Genomic DNA, 16,634 nt, shown 5'->3' with positions numbered 1-16,634 from the left:
GGCCAACCGCACGGGATCCACGGGCAGGCAACCGGCACGGTGGGCCGCCCGCGGCGTTTCGGGGGACCACGCCGGGGTGGCCAGCTCGGGGGCGTCGAGGACGCGGCTGCGCTCGCGCAGCAGCGCCGGATCGCCGATGGCGACCAGCTCCGCGGCGTGACTGCGCATGGCCGCAGCGGCTACCAGCTCGTAGCCGATACCAGCCGGTTCGCCGCAGGTGACCGCGATGCGCGGGCGGCCGTCGCTCACGACCCCCCCAGGCGGTAGTCGACGTAGGCCTCCTCGCGCAGCTCCCGCAGCCACTGCTCCAGGGCCTCCTGGCTCTTGCGCTCGTGGATCTGCTGGGCGATGCGCTCGCGGCGGCGATCGTCCGTGACGTCGCGCTCGCGCCGATCCTCCACGCGGACGATGTGCCAGCCGTATTCGGTGCGGAACGGCTCGCTGACCTCACCCACTTCGAGCTCATCCAGCTGCTCCTGGAAGGAGGCGACCAGCTGGCCACTGCGGGTCCAGCCGATGTCCCCGCCGCTGGCCTCGGCGCCCGGCTCCTGCGAGTACTGCCGGGCGAGGAACTCCAAGCTCTCGCCCTCGTCGATGCGCTCGCGGAAGCTGTTCAGCCGTTGCCGGACGTCCTCCACCTCGATGCCGTCGCCGGGGCGCAGGAGGATGTGGCGGGCGCGGGTCTCCTCGACAATCTGGGCATCTTCACTGCGCCGGTCGATGAGCTTGACGATATGGAAACCGTCGGCCGCCTGGACCGGCTCGCTGACCTCGCCCGGCTCCATGCCTTCGACGACGTCGGCAAAGGCCGAGGGCAACTGGCCGGGCAGTCGCCAGCCGATCTCGCCGCCTTCGCCGGCGGTGGCCGCATCCGAGAAGGTCTCGGCCAGGGTGGCGAAGTCGCTGTCGCTGTCCACCGCACGGGCGCGGATCTCGCCGGCCCGCTCTTCGGCGGCGCGCAGGTCATCCGAGGAGGCGCCCTCAGGCGTGCCGATGCGGATGTGCGCCACCCGGTACTCCATGTTATCCCGAGCCGCCGCCGCCTCGACGGCCTCGTCGATCTCCTGCGGCGAGACCTCGACCTCCTGCTGGACCACGGCCTGCTGGAGTCGCTCGACGGTGATCTGCTCGCGCAGGTCCTCACGGAAACCGGCCATGTCCATCCCCTCCTGGGCGAGGGCGTCGCGCAGCTGAGCGAGGGTCATGTTGTTCTGCGCGGCGATGCGCTGCATGGCGGCGTCCAGGGTGGCGTCGTCTACCTGGATGCCGGCGCGCTGCGCATGGCCCATCTGCAAGCGCTGCATCACCAGGCGCTCGAGAACCTGCTCGCGCAGCTGGTCCGCCGGTGGCGGCTGCTGACCGCGCTGGAAGAACTGGGCACGGATCTGCTCGATCTCCTGTTCCAGCTCCGAGGCGAGCACGACCTCCTGGTCGGCGACGGCCACGATGCGGTCCAGGGTCTCACTGGCGGCCAGGGCCGGCAGCCCGGCGAGCAGGGTTGCGGCGCAGAGAAAGGCTCGAATCTTCATGGGGTCTAGAATACCGTTTCGTCGTAGTCGGGCACCACGTCTTCAAGGAAGGATGCCGTGTCCTGGCCCAGTCGGCCCAGGCCGGTGAGCTCGAATTCGAGCATGAAGGTGTTTTCCACTTCCCGGGCCGCGCCGCGGCGGAAGCGCCGGGCGACACCGCGCACCGCCCAGCAGCACTGGCGGTACTCCACTCCTCCGACCACTTCCAGGTTCGTCCGTTCCAGCCGCGAGTACTGCCAGCCGCCAACGCCGCGCCAACGGGCGTCGATGGGCACCACCGCCGAGGCCTCGATCAGGTCCTGCGTGGTCTCCAGCACCGGTTCATCGTCCTCGTCGTCCTTGGCTTCCTGGCGGACCCGGTAGCCGAGATTCACCAGGGCGCCCGGGGTGGGCTGGTACTGCCAGTCGGCGGCGAGGCTGGTGGCTGCAGCCACTTCCCGCTCCGGGTCGTAGCGGTATTCGCCGCGGACCGAAAGCCCGCCGGGCAGGCGCAGCTCGGCGTCGGCGAAGATGTCCGAACTGCTGCGGGTCAGGGCCGGGTCGTCCGGGTCGGTGTCCAGGGTCACCCGCCGATCCTCCCGGTAGTAGACCTGGCCGATGCTCGCGCGTAACGGTTCGCGGCCATCGACGATGTCGAGGAAACGGGTGGTCACCGCGGCGGTGATCTGGTCTGCGTCACCGATGCGGTCGATGCCGGAGAAGCGGTTCTCCTGGAAGAGCTGCGCCACGGTGTTGCCGCGCTCGCTGGTGTCGAAGTCCGGGTAGTCCCCCTGGTCGCGGTAGGGGGCGTAAAGATAGTACACCCGGGGTTCCAGCGTTTGCAGGAAAGGGCGGTTGCCGAGCTGGAACGGCCGCTCGAGGAAGATGCCGGCATCGAGGCTGGCGATGGGCACGGTGCGGCTGAGCTGCTCGTCACCGGGGGCGTCGCCGGCCCGATCTAGGTCGTAGCGGGTGTGGTGCAGGCTCAGCCCCGGCTCGATGAAGAAGGCCTGGCGCTGCAGGGGCCAGGAGATCCGCGGGTTGACGTGGTAGCGTCGTCCCACCGGGCGCTGTTCGTCATTCTCTGCCTCGGGACCCTCGGGCAGCTCGAAGCGCACCGCCTCGCCCTCCAGGCGGTACTCCACGCCACCGGGCAGCACCCCGGGCGTGTGCTGGTAGCCGATCGCGGGCCAGCGCCGGTACGGGTCGTCGCGGTCGTCCGGGCGCAGGTTCTGCCAGTGCTGCAGCTCGGCCTCCCACTCGTGATCGCCGCGGGACTGCCGCGCCAGGGCGCGACTCTCGAGCTCGGCATCGCTGCTGCCTACCAGATCCGATGAGAAGTCCCTCAGGTAGTCCACGTCGCCGACGCGCTCGACGTCTACCTGGTAGTCGACGCCGTAGGGTAGATCCCCGCGGTGGGACCAGTCCACGGCCCAGCGTTCGGCATCGATCTCCGGCTCGCCGTCTTCGCGCAGCTGATCGGCGTAGACGTCGTCGTCGGGCAGGTACTCCGCGGACAGCTCGCCATCGAAGCTCGGGCGCAGATAGCGGAACTCCCCACCGAGCTGAACCCCCCGTCGCGAGTAGTAGGTCGGCTGCAGGGTCAGGTCGTAATTCGGCGCCAGGCGCACGTAGACCGGCAGCGTGAAATAGCCACCGTCGGTATCGGACTGGCCGAAGCTCGGCGGCAGGATCCCGGTGCGTGGCCGGTCGTCGATGGGGAACTGCAGATACGGGGTGTAGAACCAGGGGATGCCGCCGAGCTCCACCCGCGCGTGGCGCGCCTCGCCCAGGCCGGCGTCGTGATCCAGGTCCAGCGACCCGGCGTGCAGCCACCACAACTCATCCCCCGGCGGGCAGGTGGAGTAGCGCAGGTCGGTTAGCCGGGTCTGCTCCGCTCCGGTGGAGACCAGGTGCCGGGCGGCGCCGTGCATGTGCGGATGGATCCGGAATTCCGCGCCGTCCACCTCGATGCGGTCTTCGTCGAGGTCGAAGCGCCCCGCCGTGCCCCATAGGTGCAGGCCGGACTCCGAGTACGCGAAGGCCCCAGGCACGCGCGCGCGACCCGCCGCCTCGTCGAGATCGAGGTTCTCCGCGCGCAGGTGCTGATCGAGCCGGCGCAGTTCAGCGTCGCCGCGCAGACGGTAGAGGGCGCGCAGGCCATCGGCGTCGATGGCTTCGGCATCCAGGATCAGGGGTGTGTCGGGGTGGTTGCGCCGTGTGCGGTCCACGGCGTCGGGGGATGGCGCCAGTGGGGGGCCGCAAAGCTGGATCTGCCGGAGTGCGCCAGGGTCGCTGGGGATGTGGCCGGGGGGGACACGGGCCTCTTCGACGTTGTCCGCATCGGCGGCTGCAACCACGGAGGCGGCCAGGCCTGCCGCAAGGACGGCGGTGAGTGGGAGTGAACGGTTCACGGTTCGTTGCGATCCGGCGGCGAGCGCCGCTACCTTGGCACACGGGGGGGCGCGTGGCAACGCACGACGGCTTGCAATCGGCGCCGCCGTGGCGCGCAATGGAGGGATGAACGCACTGGCCTGGGATGATGCCCGCGCCGCCGAGGCGCGCGAGTGGGCTCGGTGGCAGCTCGATGCCGCGCAGCCGCCGGCGCTGACGCCGGCGGCGGCCGACGCCAGCAGCCGCCGCTACTTCCGGATCGAGCTGCCCGACGGGGGTAGCCGGATCATCATGGACGCCCCGGGGCAGCCCGAGTCCGTGGCGGCCTTTGTACACGTCGCCGGATTGCTGACTGCTGCGGGGGTCCACGCACCGCGAGTGGAGGCCGCCGACCAGGAGCGGGGCCTGTTGCTGCTCACCGACCTGGGCCGCCGCACCTACCTGCAGGCATTCCAGGATGGGGCCGACCCCCAGCCGCTGCTCGACGCTGCCGTCAACGCCCTGGTCCGCGCCCAGGCTGCCGTGCCGGTGGCCGGTCTGCCCGCCTACGATACCCCGCGGCTGCGCCGGGAGCTGGAGCTGTTCACCGACTGGTACCTGCCGCACTGCTGCGGGGTGGCTGCCGCGGAAGCCCGGCGGCGCCTTGGCGGCGGTCTGGACGATCTGCTCGAACGGCTTGCCGCCCAGAGCCGGGCGTTCTGTCACCGGGACTACATGCCGCGCAATCTGATGGACTGTGCGCCGCTGCCTGGTGTGCTGGACTTCCAGGACGCGGTGGACGGGCCGGTTTCCTATGATGCTGTCTCCCTCGTGCGCGATGCCTTCATCAGCTGGCCGCGCGAACGCGAAGTGGCCACCCTTCAGCGCTATCACCGCCTGGCGCTCGAGGCCGGCGTACCCGTGCCGTGGGCGTTCGAGCTGTTCTGGGCGGACTGCCAGTGGATGGGGGTGCAGCGTCACCTCAAGGTGCTCGGTATCTTCGCCCGGTTGGCCTACCGTGACGGCAAGCCGCATTACCTGGCCGACGCGCCGCGGTTCTTTAAGTATCTGCGCGCAGCAGCGGAGGAGGAGCCGGCGCTACGCGCGCTGGTGGACGAGGTGCGGGCCCTGGCGGAGGCGCCGGGGCGGGTCCCGGACGCCAAGGTGGACTGAGATGCGTGCCATGATCCTGGCCGCCGGGCGCGGCGAGCGGATGCGCCCGCTGACCGACACCACCCCGAAGCCGCTGCTGGAGGTTGCGGGGATGCCGCTGATTGGCTGGCAGCTGCAGCGCCTGAGCGCGGCCGGGGTCGAGACGGTGGTGATCAATACCGCCTGGCTGGGTGAGCAGATCGAGACGGCGGTCGGCGATGGGCGCGCCTGGGGGGTGCGCGTGCACTACAGCCGCGAGCCGGAAGGCGCCTTGGACACCGGCGGCGGCATCCGCCAGGCGCTGCCTCTACTCGGCGACAGCCCGTTCTGGGTCGTCAACGGCGACGTCTGGAGCGACTACCCGCTGCAGCGCCTGCCCCGCTCGCTCTCGGTCGCTGCGCACTTGGTGCTGGTGGACAACCCGGCCCATAACCCCGACGGCGATTTCGCCCTCGACGGTCAGGGACGGGTGACCACCGGGAGCGGACAGCGGCTGACCTTTGCCGGGATCGGCGCCTTCCACCCCCGCCTCTGGCGCGGGTGCCGGCGCGGGTGTTTCCCGCTGGCGCCGTTGCTGCGCAGTGCTGCGCAGCGCGGGGAACTCACCGGGACCTACTGGCCCGGGATCTGGTCCGATATCGGCACGCCGGAACGGCTCGAGCAGCTGCGCCGCCAGGTGCTGGCGGAGGCCGGTCCGGCGCCGGAGTAGCGAGGGAGCGACGGACGTGGGACAGGAGATCGGTCGGGCACGCTTCGGGAGCGACGACTTCTCGGTCTTTCGCCAGAGGCTCCGGGACGAGACCCGGCTGCTGGGCGAGTGGCTGCGGGCCGGACGGGTCGCGCAGGGGGCGCCGAGCATCGGTCTCGAGCTCGAGGCGTGGCTGGTGGATGCGCAGGGGCGCCCGGCGCCGGTCAGCGATCGGGTGCTAAGCCGGGTCGAGGATGAGCGCGTCGAGAATGAGCTCGCGCGCTTCAACCTGGAGATCAACACGGACGTGCATGCGCTGGCCGGCTCCTCGCTGCAGGCCCTGCAGGCGGAGCTGACCGGGCGCTGGGCGCGAGCGCAGCAGGCGGCGTCGGAGGCCGGCTGCCGGGTCGCCCTAGTGGGTATCCTGCCTTCGGTGCGGGAAGCGGACCTGTGCCTGAGCAACATGACCCCGTCGCCGCGCTACGCCGCGCTGAACGAGCAGGTGCTGGCGCTGCGCGGGCGCCAGCCGCTGACTCTCGATATCGAGGGGGCGGAGCGCTTCCGCACCGAGCGTCACGACGTCATGCTGGAGGCGGCCACCACCTCGCTGCAGCTGCACCTGCAGGTGCCGCCGCAGCGCATCGCGGCGTTCTTCAATGCGGCGGTGGCGCTGTCGGCGGCATCGGTGGCGGTGGCCGCCAATTCGCCGCTGCTCTTCGGGCGCCGCCTCTGGCAGGAGAGCCGCATCCCGCTGTTCGAGCAGGCTGTGGCGTGCACTCGCCTGGAGCCGCGCGGCGCCGGTACCCTGGCGCGGGTGGGGTTCGGTAGTGGCTATGCACGCGACGCCCTCTATGGCTTCTTTGTCGAGAATCGGCAGCACCACCCCGTGCTGCTGCCGGTGCTCCAGGACACCCCGGTGGAAGCGCTGGCCCATCTGCGCCTGCACAACGGCACCATCTGGCGCTGGAACCGGCCGCTGGTGGACGTGGTCGACGGCCGGTGCCAGCTGCGTCTTGAGCATCGGGTGATGGCCGCCGGCCCGACCCTGGCCGACGTGCTGGCCAACGCCGCCTTTTTCTACGGTGCGGTGGCCGAGCTGGCCGAATCCCGCCCAGGGCTGGTGGAGGAGCTGCCGTTCCACATCGCTGAGCAGAACTTCTATGCTGCCGCCCGTTACGGCCTGGACGCCGAGGTGGAGTGGCTGGACGGCTGGTTCGGCCGGCTGGGCGACCTGGTCGCCGAGCGCTTGCTGCCCAAGGCCCGCCGCGGGCTGGTACGGGCCGGCGTGGCCGAGGCCGAGGCCACCGCGCACCTGCGCGTGGTGGAGGAGCGGGTGGCCAGCGGGCGCACCGGCGCCGATTGGCAGCTCGCCTGGATGGAGCGCCACGGCGACGACAACCAGGCCCTGACGCGGGCCTACCTGGATCGAGCTGCCGACGGTGAACCGGTTCATCGCTGGCCGCTTTAGAAACCAGACAGGAGGGCGATCGGCCCATGCTGAAGACCTACCAGGGACTGCCGGAAGGACTGCTCCGCGCAGGGCCCGCCGAGTTGGAGGAGCGCCTCGGCGGGCCGAGCCTGATCGAGGTGCCCGGGCGCCGTGAACCGCCGCTTTTCGTCACCGTCCTGCTCCACGGCAACGAGACCACCGGCTGGGAGGCGGTGCGGCAGGTCCTGGCCGATTTCCAGGGGCGTCCGCTGCCCCGGACCCTGCTGCTGTTCATCGGCAATGTGCGTGCAGCCCGGCACGGCGTCCGCCGTCTCCCCGAACAGCCCGACTACAATCGGGTGTGGCCGGGGACGAGCCTGCCCGACAGCCCGGAACAGCACCTCGCCGCCGAGGTGGTGGCCCGCGTACGCTCGCGGGGCTGTTTCGCCAGCATCGATGTGCACAACAACACCGGGCTGAACCCGCACTACGGCTGCGTTAATCGCCTCGAGGGGCCGTATCTTCAGCTCGCTGCGCTGTTCTCGCGCACGGTGGTCTACTTCACGCGGCCTCAAGGGGTACAGTCGCTGGCCATGGCCCGGCTGGCGCCGGCGGTCACCGTGGAGTGCGGGCAGCCGGGCAGCCCCGGGGCGGCGGATCACGCCGCCGAACTGATCTCCAGCGCGCTACACCTCTCCCGCCTGCCCCAGGGGGTGCCCGCGGATATCTCGGTCTATCACACGGTGGCTGCGGTGCGGATTCCGGAGCAGTGCAGCTTCGGTTTCGGCGAGGCGCGCGGGGCGGATCTACAGCTGATGGACGATCTGGAGCGGTGCAATTTCCGTGATCTGCCCGAGGGGACCGTGTTCGCCCGGGTTGCGCCGGAGTCCCGGGCGTTCTTCACGGTGGAGGACAATGACGGGCGCGAGGCGGCGGCGGAGTTTTTCCAGCGCGATGGTGAGACGATCCGCCTGCGCCGTCCGGCGATGCCGGCCATGCTCGCCTGCAATACGACGGCCATCCGTCAGGATGTACTCTGCTACCTGATGGAGCCGGTCCGCCTGGGCACACCGCCGGCGGCTGAGCCCGCCTGAGGGTGCAGCGGCGCGCCCCCCTGGGGCGGGCGCATTGAGCGCACCGAGCAGCGCACCCCGCTCGGGGGATCAGCGCGAACCGGGGAAGGTTCGCGCTGATCAGCGAGGTTTTGTCCGAGCGGCGCGACAGCGCCGCGAGTTAAGCGAGCGGCCCCGAGCGGGGGAGCAGCGCAGGGTACCCCGCAGGGGTGCGCTCGTTAGCGCCCGCCCCAGGGGGGCGCGCCGCTGTACCCTCAGGCGGGCTCTTGGCGGGGTTCGCGGGAGGCGGCGTCGATGGCCTGCAGCAGATAGATGCCCAGTTCCACCTCGAGCCGGTCCAGCGACGTGGTGATGCCCAGGTCACGCAGCCGCGTCGTGGGCAGACCGGCATGGCCGCAGGGGTTGATGCGCTGGAAGGGGTTTAGGTCGTTGCTGACGTTCAGCGACAGCCCGTGATAGCTGCAGCCCCGGCGGACCCGGATCCCCAGCGCGGCTACCTTGGCCCCCTCCACGTAGACCCCCGGGGCGTCCTCACGGCGGCCTGAGGGGACCCCGTAGGCGGCGAGCAGCGAGATGACCGCCTGCTCCAGGGCGTGGACCAGGGTGCGTACCCCCAGGTTCCAGCGCCGCAGGTCGAGTAGGGGGTAGGCAACCAGTTGCCCCGGACCGTGCCAGGTGACCTGGCCGCCGCGGTCGGTGCGCACCACCGGCGTCTCGCCGGCATCGAGGATGTGCTCCGCGCGGCCCGCCTGGCCCAGGGTGTAGACCGGCGGGTGCTGGAGCAGCCAGAGCTCATCGGCCGTCGCGGCGCTGCGCTCGTCGGTGAAGGTGCGCATGGCGGACCAGGTGGCCTCGTAAGGCTGCTCACCCAGGTAGCGGGTATGGATGTGTTCGAGGGCGCAGGGCAAAAGGGCGGCCTCCTAGAGGGTCACCATGATGGCGTCATCGGCATTGAGCTCGCGGTAGAGCCCCTCGAGCTGGTCGCGGCTGTGGGCCTCGATGGTCACCGTTACCGACACATAGCGGCCGGTGCGGCTGCCGGTGGTGCGCACCTCGAGGATCGTAGCGTGGCCGGCGGCGATGCGCTCGACGCGCGTGGCCAGGTCGGCGCCGGCGTGTCCCATGGCCTTGACCCCGATCCGGCAGGGGAACTCCAGGGGCGTATTGTCGGCGTTGAATTCGCTCATGGCTGCCTCCCGCGGGCGGTTGCCTCACGCAGTCGGGTGAACCAGCCCCGCATGGCCGCGAACACCGGCCCGGGGCTGCCGTTGCCCACCGGGTCTCCGTCGATGCGCAGCACCGGGGCGACCTCCTTGGTGGCGCTCGACAGCCAGACTTCGTCCGCCGACCGCAGTTCGTCCAGGCCGATCGGGCGACACCGAAAGGGTAGCCCGTGCTGCTCGGCCAGCTCGAGGATTACTTCCCGCGTGATCCCGGGGAGCAGGCCGGGGTGAAGCGCCGGTGTCGCCAGCTCGCCGTCGCGGACGAGGAAGACCGTGCTCGCCGCACCCTCGGTGATCTGTCCATCGCGGTGCAGGATGGCCTCGTCGGCGCCGGCGGCGATGGCCTCCTGGCGCAGCAGCACATTGGGCAGTAGGGCTACCGCCTTGATGTCGCAGCGGGCCCAGCGCAGGTCCTCGCGCAGGGTGGCGTGCAGCCCGTCGGCAAAGGCACCGGCCGCCGGCAGCGGTGAGCTCATGACAAAGACGGTCGGCTCGCTGCGCCCGGGGAACTCGTGGGTGCGCCGCTCGGGGCAGCCCCGGGTGACCTGGAGGTAGAGCGACTGATCGCCGCCGCCGTTAGCCCGGCAGACCTGCTCGAAGACCTCCGTCCAGCCCCTTGCGGAGAGCGGATCGGCCAAGTCGATGGCCGCCAGTGAGTTGGCCAGCCGCCGCAGGTGCGCATCGAGCCGGAAGGGCACGCCACCGTAGCAGGGGATCACCTCGTAGACCCCGTCGCCGAAAAGAAAGCCGCGATCCAGGGGCGAGATCCGCGCCGAGGCGAGCGCCATCAGCTCGCCGTTGAGGTAGCAGGTCGCCGGATTGCCCATCGGCTACTCGAACTGCAGCCAGACCTGGTCGATCATGCGGCGCCAGAGGCCCCCCTCTTCGACGTCCTCCATGGCGATCAGCGGCTCCTCGTGGATCACGCTGCCGGCAAGCTCGATCTTCAGCGTGCCAATCTCCGTGCCAGCCGCCACCGGGGCGCGGATCTGGCCGTCGACGCTTACCGAGGCGGTGAGGTTGTCGTACTCTTGGCGGGGGATGGTCACGTAGAGATCGTCCGGGATGCCCAGGGCCACGGAGTCGACCTCGCCCATCCAGGCGCGCGCCTCGGTCAGCTGCTCGCCGGCGCTGTAGAGGCGGTGGGTCTCGAAGAAGCGGAAGCCGTAGTTGAGTAGCTGCAGGCTCTGCTGGGCCCGCGCATCCTCGCTTTCGGTACCGAGGACCACGGAGATCAGGCGCATGCCCCCGCGCTCGGCGGAGGTGACCAGGTTGTAGCCGGCGGAGCTGGTGTAGCCGGTCTTCAGCCCGTCGACGGTCTCGTCGCGCCAGAGCAGGCGGTTGCGGTTGTGCTGGTTGATCCCCGCGTACTCGAAGGAGCGCTGCGAGTACCAGTCGTAGAACTCGGGGAAGTCGTCGATCATGGCCCGGGCCAGGCGCGCCGTGTCCCTGGCCGTGGTGCGCATCTGCTCATGGGGCATGCCCGTGGCGTTGGTGTAACGGGTGTTCTCCATGCCCAGGCGGCTGGCGTACTGGTTCATGACCTGGGCGAAGGTGTCCTCGTCCCCGGCCACGTGCTCGGCCAGCGCCACGGCGGCGTCGTTGCCGGATTGCACGATCAGCCCCTGCAGCAGCTCGGCCACGGTGACTTCGTTGCCGACCTCCAGGAACATCCGCGATCCGCTGGAGCGCCAGGCGTTCTCGCTGACGGTAACCTTGTCCTCGAGTCCGATGTGCCCGTCAGCGAGCTCCTCGAAGACCACGTAGGCGGTCATGATCTTGGCCAGACTGGCCGGCTCCCAGCTCTCCTCGGGGTCGCGGTGGGCGAGGATGTAGCCGCTGTGCATGTCGACGAGCAGGTGGCTCGGTGCGCCGATGCTCGGCGGCGATGGCGTGGGGACCGATTCGACGATGGGCGTACCCCAGCGGTCGTCGGCGGTGGCAATGGGAAGGAGCCCGGCGGTCAGCAGGGTGGGGACGAGCAGTCGTAGGAGGGTTCGTCTCATCATCGGAATGGCGGCGGTCTCGACGGATGGCACAACGAGCTCTCATTGTAACGCGTTTGCGGGTGGGGGCGGGGGGGTTACGGGGTGATGCGGTAGTGATCGATCCCCGCCTCCTCCAGGGTCCGTTCTAGGCGGTCCACGTCGGCGAGGTTCTCCAGCGGCCCCAGGCGAACGCGGTGCAGCGGCCCCTCGGCCCCATCGATCTCCTCGACGGCCACTTCGGCTTCCGGGTCCAGTTCGCGAATCCGGGTCCGCATTCGCTCGGCGTTCTCGCGCTGGCCGAACACGCCGGTCTGCAGATGGATGGCGATCGGCTGGATCGCCCCGGCCTCGTCCAGCAGGCGGTCGGCGGTGCGCACCTGGACCGTTGCCGGGATGCCGGCGGAGGCGGGCGTGTCGCCGGAGTCGTTTTCGTCCTCGCGCTCCTCCCGTGCAGTGATCAGCTCCTCGATGGGATCGGGCTCGCGTTCATCGTCGACGCCGAAGGTCTCCACCGCCGGCGCATCGCCGACCTCGGCATCCGTGTTGTCGGCCTTGTCCCGCGGCGGATCGTCCGGGGTCACCACGCGGATCTTGACCGGGGCCGTGCCTTGATCGGCCACGTCCAGGCGCACCGCGGCGGCATAAGACAGATCCAGGATGCGCTCGTCGGGGTCGACGAAGGGGCCCCGGTCGTTGACCTTGACCACCGCCCGGCGGTCGTTTTCCAGGTTGGTGACCTCCACCCAGGTGGGCAGCGGAAGCTCGCGGTGGGCGGCGGTCATGGCGTACATGTCGTAGGGGGTGCCGCTGGAGGTGCGCCGGCCGTGGAACTTGGTCCCGTACCAGGAGGCGCGCCCGCGCTGGGTGAAGCCCTCGGCCTCTTCCCGGCTCATGGTGTGGTAGGTCTCGCCGAAGACCTCGTACTGGTCGGGATTGCCGTAGCGGCTCGGCGGCACGTCCTGCGGTACGGCGTCGGGCAGGCGGGCGAGTTCCTCGGGGTCGCGATCCGAGGGCCCGTCGGTGGCAACCCGTTCGGCCGGGTCCTCATCCGGACGGGGCGGTGGCAGGTCGCGCTCCGGGGCGGCGCAGCCGGCGATCAGTGCTACGCCGCTGGCCGTAGTGAGCAGCACTGTGGCAAGCGGCCTCACTCGGGTTGCCCCCCGGCAATGGCCTCGGCCAGCTGGTGGACGGCCATGGCGTAGAGGGCGCTGTGGTTGTAACGGGTCAGGACGTAGAAGTTCTGCAGCGTCAGCCACAGCTGCGGGCCGCTTTCGCCCTCGAGTTCGATGAGCGCCGCCGGGGTGTCGCCGTCGAGCGACTCCGGCACCTCGACCCCCAGCGCCTCCAGCTCGGCGACGGTCTTTCGGGCGGGCACGGGGCGGTTGGTGTCGGCCAGCGCCTGCTGCCAGTCTGCGCCCTCGGCCTCCACCCGGCGGGCTACCGGCGCGCCGGGCTCCCAGCCGTGCCGGGCCAGGTAGTGGGCGGCGCTGCCGGCGGCATCCGCCGGGTTGTCGATCAGGTCGCGGCGCCCGTCGCCGTCCTGATCCACGGCGTAGGCGCGGTAGCTCGACGGGATGAACTGCGCCTTACCCAGGGCGCCGGCGTAGGAGCCGGTGGGCTCCGTGGGGTCCCACTCGTTCTCGTGGCTGAGCAGCAGGTAGGCCTCCAGTTCGTCGCGGAAGAAGCCCGCGCGCGGGTGATCGGAGAAGCCCAGGGTGGCCAGGGCGTCGAGGACCCGGTGGTCGCCGCGGCGTTGGCCGTAGTAGCTCTCCACGCCCAGGATGGCCAGGATCACCGACTCGGGGACGCCGTGCTCGTCGCTGACCGCGGCGAGCATCTCCCGGTGCTCGGATCCGTAGTCGCGGCCGGCAGCAATGCGCTCCTCGGTGAGGAAGATCCCGCGGTACTCGTGCCAGGGGAGTCCTTCGGCCGGGGCGGCGATGCGCTCGAGCACCCGCTCATCGTGCTCGGCGGCGGCGAGCACCGCGCGCAGGTGCTCGGCGTCCAGGTCGTGGCGCTCGGCCACTTGATCGGCGAAACGCTCGCGCTCGGTGGTGGTGGCGGTGGCAGTGCCGAGCAGCGCACTGGCGCACAGCAGTGCCACGGTGGCGTGACGGAGGCGTGGGTTCATGACCGGCTGTGGGCCCTCACGACCAGAGACGACGGTGGGTGTGGATAGCCATGAGAATACCGAAAGCCGCCATGATGGTCACCAGCGAGGATCCCCCGTAACTAACCAGCGGCAGGGGCAGGCCGACCACCGGCAGCAGCCCGGAGACCATCCCGGCGTTGACCAGCACGTAGATAAAGAAGGTCAGCGAGATGCTGCCGGCCAGCAAGCGGCTGAAGTTGTCCTGAGCCCGGGCGGCGATGTAGAGGCCGCGGCCGACGATGATCAGGTAGACGGTCAGCAACTGTGCTACGCCCATCAGGCCGAACTCCTCGGCCACCACCGCCAGCACGAAGTCGGTGTGGCGTTCAGGAATGAACTCCAGGTGCGCCTGGGAGCCGTTGAGCCAGCCCTTGCCGAACAGCCCGCCGGAGCCGATGGCGATCTTCGACTGGATGATGTGGTAGCCCGCGCCGAGGGGGTCGTTCTCGGGGTTGAGGAAGGTCAATACCCGGGCGCGCTGGTAGTCGTGCATGACGAAGAACCACAGCAGCGGCGCTGTGGCGCCGGCCAGCGCAGCGCCGCTGAGGATCCACCGCCAGCCCAGGCCGGCCAGGAAGAGGATGAAGAACCCCGAGGCGGCCACTAGCACCGCGGTGCCCAGATCCGGCTGGACGGCGATCATCCCCGCCGGCACGCCGATCAGTACCAGGGCCAGCATCACGCGCCGTGGGCGGGGCGGGATGTCGTGATCGGCCAGTAGCCAGGCAAGCATCAACGGTAGGGTCAGCTTCATCAGCTCGGCCGGCTGGAAGCGCATGAAGCCGAGGTCGATCCAGCGCTGCGCCCCCTGGCCGATCGCGCCCATGACCATCACTGCGGCCAGCAGTGCCATGCCGGCTCCGAAGACCCACGGTGCCCAGCGGCGCAGGGTGCGCGGCGGGATCTGGGCACACGCGAACAGGGCCAGGAAGCCGAAGGAGACGCGGATGACCTGGTTCTGGGTCTGTGCCCAGTCCTCGCCGAAGGCGCTGTATAGGACTGCCACGCCGAAGGCGGCGACAGCGGCCAACGCGGTCAGCAGCACCCCGTCGAGGTGTAGTCGCGACTGCAGGAACGAGAGCCGGACACCAACCCCCTGGCTGCCGGGCAGGGCGCTTGTGCTCATGGCATCAGCTCCATCGGGGCCTCTTCCTCGTCCTCGACCTCGCTCTCGTCGATGCGGCCGGTCTCCAGGTCCTCGAGGAAGGTGTGGTCGTCCACGAGCCAGGCGTCGGTGACCGCGCGCGCCACCGGCGCCGCCGCGGCGCCGCCGCCGCCCTCGGCGTTCTCGACCACCACGACCACAGCGATCTCCGGATCCTCCGCTGGCGCGAAACCGATGAACAGGGCGTGACTGCGCAGATGCTCGGGGATCTCCTCCTCGTCGTCGTCCTCGCGGCTCTCGGTGACCTGCGCGGTACCGGTCTTGCCGGCCAGGCTGTAGTCCAGATCGTCGCCGATCAGCCGCGCCGTGCCGCGGGGGTGCTCGACGGCGGCTCGCATGGCCTCGGTAGTGAGCTCCCAGTGCTCCGGGTCGTTCAGCTCGATGCGTTCCTGGGGGGTGCTAGCGGCGGTTCGCGACTCGTGTCCCGCTTCGCCATCGCGGATCGTCTGGACCAGGCGCGGTTCGACGATGCGTCCCTGGTTCGCCAGGATGGCGGTGGCCCGGGCCAGCTGCATGGGCGTGGTGCTGAAGTAGCCCAGGCCGATGCCGGTAATCACGGTCTCGCCGTGGTACCAGCCGCCGCCCAGGGCACGGCGCTTCCAGTCGCGGTTGGGGAGGATCCCGCTGCGTTCGCCGGAGGTGTCCACCCGGGTCGGCGAGCCGAAGCCGAAGGGCTCCAGGAACTCGGACATCCGGTCGATGCCCAGGCGGAAGGCGGTATCGTAGAAGAAGACATTGCAGGATTCGGCGATAGCCTTGATGTAGTCGGTCTCACCGTGGCCCCAGTCTCGCCAGCAGCGAAAGGGTTCGTCGCGGCCCTCCACGTGGTAGGCGCCGTCACAGTGGATCTCGGTGTCGGGGCGGATCACGTCGTGCTCCAGCGCGGCTAGCCCCACGAAGGGCTTGATGGTGGACGCTGGTGGGTACAGCCCGCGTATCGGTCGGTTGATTAGCGGCTGCCAGCCGGTGTCCTCCAGTTCTTGGAAGTGCTCGCCGCTCATGCCGCGGACGAACATGTTGGGGTCGTAGTGAGGCCGGCTGGCCATGGCAAGCAGCTCTCCGGTATTCGGATCCATAGCGACCACTGCGCCGCGTTGTTCGCCCAGGGCGCGCTCGGCTACTTCCTGGAGATCGATGTCCAGGGTAAGGATCAAATCCTCCCCGGAGCGCGGTGGGCGGCGGTCGAGGGTGCGCAACACCCGGCCGGCGGCGTTGGTCTCGACACGCTCGACGCCGACCTCGCCGTGGAGGACTTGCTCGAAGGCGTGCTCCACGCCGCTTTTGCCGATGTGATTGGTGCCCCGGTAGGCGGGGCGGTCGATATGGCGTAGATCCTGCGCTGTGATACGCCCGACGTAGCCGACGGCGTGGCTGCCGGTGTAGCCCTTGGGGTAGTGGCGTACCAGCCGGGCGTCCACCTCGAGCCCCGGGAGGCGGTGGCGGTGAACGGCCAGCTTGGCCACCTCTTCCTCGTCCAGTCGGGTGCGCAGAGGGATGGCCTCGAAATGGCGCGAGTTGTTCAGGCGGTTGAGGAAGCGCTCGCGCTGGGCCTCAGTGATCTCGATGATCTCGCCGACCTCGTCGAGCATGGTGTCGATGTCCGGGACGCGCTCCGGGGTGGCCACCAGCTGGTAGGAGGGGCGATTCTCAGCGAGGACGGTTCCGTTGCGATCGAGGATCTGACCCCGGCTTGGGGGGATCGGATTCACCTTGATGCGGTTCTCCTGGGACAGGGTGGCGTAGTGGTGGTGATCCACGACCTGCAGGCGCACCATCTGCGTCATCAGCCCGGTCACGACCAGGATACACAGCACGCCGGCCGCGATGATCCGTCGCCGGATCCGGTGCGCATCCTGTTGCTGATCGCGGATGGAAAGGCTCAC

General features: G+C 70.0%; 14 protein-coding genes and 1 pseudogene. 4 read left to right on the top strand and 11 right to left on the bottom strand.

Translation table 11 applies throughout. The features are described 5' to 3' along the window. The 3 genes and pseudogenes from pdxA to CCR79_RS05985 all read right to left on the bottom strand — a co-directional run. Positions 1–249 (bottom strand): annotated as a pseudogene (pdxA, locus tag CCR79_RS05995) (4-hydroxythreonine-4-phosphate dehydrogenase PdxA); the annotation flags it as partial. Then, on the bottom strand, positions 246–1,529 hold the full coding sequence (locus tag CCR79_RS05990; RefSeq protein ID WP_201169821.1) for a peptidylprolyl isomerase: 1,284 nt from the start codon (positions 1,527–1,529) through the stop codon (positions 246–248). The gene CCR79_RS05990 and the pseudogene pdxA, both read right to left, overlap by 4 nt. 5 nt (positions 1,530–1,534) lie before the next feature. Further along, on the bottom strand, positions 1,535–3,922 hold the full coding sequence (locus CCR79_RS05985) for an LPS assembly protein LptD (protein WP_201169819.1): 2,388 nt from the start codon (positions 3,920–3,922) through the stop codon (positions 1,535–1,537). Positions 3,923–4,028: 106 nt separating this feature from the next. On the opposite strand from CCR79_RS05985, the gene CCR79_RS05980 reads away from it, so the two are divergent. Genes CCR79_RS05980 through CCR79_RS05965 form a run of 4 tightly spaced genes read left to right on the top strand, consistent with a single transcriptional unit; the run spans position 4,029 to position 8,244 of the window. Next, on the top strand, positions 4,029–5,054 hold the full coding sequence (locus CCR79_RS05980; protein ID WP_201169816.1) for an aminoglycoside phosphotransferase family protein: 1,026 nt from the start codon (positions 4,029–4,031) through the stop codon (positions 5,052–5,054). Position 5,055: 1 nt separating this feature from the next. Further along, positions 5,056–5,742: an N-acetylmuramate alpha-1-phosphate uridylyltransferase MurU gene (gene murU, locus CCR79_RS05975; RefSeq protein WP_201169813.1), complete on the top strand. Its 687-nt coding sequence runs from the start codon at positions 5,056–5,058 to the stop codon at positions 5,740–5,742. A gap of 16 nt (positions 5,743–5,758) precedes the next feature. Next, entirely contained in the window at positions 5,759–7,189 is a 1,431-nt protein-coding gene (locus tag CCR79_RS05970; RefSeq protein WP_201169810.1) for a glutamate-cysteine ligase family protein, read from the top strand. 26 nt (positions 7,190–7,215) lie between these two features. Next, entirely contained in the window at positions 7,216–8,244 is a 1,029-nt protein-coding gene (locus tag CCR79_RS05965; protein WP_201169807.1) for a M14 family metallopeptidase, read from the top strand. 233 nt (positions 8,245–8,477) lie between these two features. On the opposite strand, the gene lipB is transcribed toward CCR79_RS05965, so the two are convergent. From lipB to mrdA, 8 genes are all read right to left on the bottom strand, one after another. Further along, entirely contained in the window at positions 8,478–9,131 is a 654-nt protein-coding gene (lipB, locus tag CCR79_RS05960) for a lipoyl(octanoyl) transferase LipB (RefSeq protein WP_201169804.1), read from the bottom strand. 12 nt (positions 9,132–9,143) lie between these two features. Then, on the bottom strand, positions 9,144–9,410 hold the full coding sequence (locus CCR79_RS05955) for a YbeD family protein (protein WP_201169802.1): 267 nt from the start codon (positions 9,408–9,410) through the stop codon (positions 9,144–9,146). Next, positions 9,407–10,273, bottom strand: a complete 867-nt coding sequence (locus CCR79_RS05950) for a D-amino acid aminotransferase (protein ID WP_201169800.1) — start codon at positions 10,271–10,273, stop codon at positions 9,407–9,409. Before CCR79_RS05950 ends, CCR79_RS05955 begins: the two co-directional genes overlap by 4 nt. A 3-nt stretch (positions 10,274–10,276) precedes the next feature. Continuing rightward, positions 10,277–11,455, bottom strand: a complete 1,179-nt coding sequence (locus CCR79_RS05945; protein WP_201169798.1) for a D-alanyl-D-alanine carboxypeptidase family protein — start codon at positions 11,453–11,455, stop codon at positions 10,277–10,279. Between the two features lie 74 nt (positions 11,456–11,529). Next, positions 11,530–12,582: a septal ring lytic transglycosylase RlpA family protein gene (locus tag CCR79_RS05940; protein ID WP_201169796.1), complete on the bottom strand. Its 1,053-nt coding sequence runs from the start codon at positions 12,580–12,582 to the stop codon at positions 11,530–11,532. Further along, a complete protein-coding gene (gene mltB / locus CCR79_RS05935; protein WP_201169794.1) occupies positions 12,579–13,565 on the bottom strand; it encodes a lytic murein transglycosylase B in 987 nt (328 codons plus the stop codon). The genes CCR79_RS05940 and mltB overlap by 4 nt, the downstream gene beginning before the upstream one ends. Before the next feature lie 16 nt (positions 13,566–13,581). After that, on the bottom strand, positions 13,582–14,712 hold the full coding sequence (gene rodA, locus CCR79_RS05930) for a rod shape-determining protein RodA (protein WP_201169791.1): 1,131 nt from the start codon (positions 14,710–14,712) through the stop codon (positions 13,582–13,584). Continuing rightward, positions 14,709–16,634 carry a penicillin-binding protein 2 gene (mrdA, locus tag CCR79_RS05925; protein WP_201169788.1) on the bottom strand — a complete coding sequence of 642 codons (1,926 nt, stop codon included), beginning with the start codon at positions 16,632–16,634 and terminating at the stop codon, positions 14,709–14,711. Before mrdA ends, rodA begins: the two co-directional genes overlap by 4 nt.

The sequence above is a fragment of the Halorhodospira halophila genome, assembly GCF_016653405.1.
Classification (GTDB): domain Bacteria; phylum Pseudomonadota; class Gammaproteobacteria; order Nitrococcales; family Halorhodospiraceae; genus Halorhodospira; species Halorhodospira halophila_A.
Note: the sequence above shows the minus strand (reverse complement) of the source record. Positions and strands in the feature narration are given on the sequence as shown.

Coding starts and splice junctions, on each gene's coding strand:
- murU (WP_201169813.1), top strand. CDS start 5,056: ATGCGTGCCATGATCCTGGCCGCCGGGCGCGGCGAGCGGATGCGCCCG.
- mltB (WP_201169794.1), bottom strand. CDS start 13,565: ATGAACCCACGCCTCCGTCACGCCACCGTGGCACTGCTGTGCGCCAGT.
- CCR79_RS05980 (WP_201169816.1), top strand. CDS start 4,029: ATGAACGCACTGGCCTGGGATGATGCCCGCGCCGCCGAGGCGCGCGAG.
- rodA (WP_201169791.1), bottom strand. CDS start 14,712: ATGAGCACAAGCGCCCTGCCCGGCAGCCAGGGGGTTGGTGTCCGGCTC.
- CCR79_RS05950 (WP_201169800.1), bottom strand. CDS start 10,273: ATGGGCAATCCGGCGACCTGCTACCTCAACGGCGAGCTGATGGCGCTC.
- CCR79_RS05945 (WP_201169798.1), bottom strand. CDS start 11,455: ATGATGAGACGAACCCTCCTACGACTGCTCGTCCCCACCCTGCTGACC.
- CCR79_RS05965 (WP_201169807.1), top strand. CDS start 7,216: ATGCTGAAGACCTACCAGGGACTGCCGGAAGGACTGCTCCGCGCAGGG.
- CCR79_RS05990 (WP_201169821.1), bottom strand. CDS start 1,529: ATGAAGATTCGAGCCTTTCTCTGCGCCGCAACCCTGCTCGCCGGGCTG.
- CCR79_RS05955 (WP_201169802.1), bottom strand. CDS start 9,410: ATGAGCGAATTCAACGCCGACAATACGCCCCTGGAGTTCCCCTGCCGG.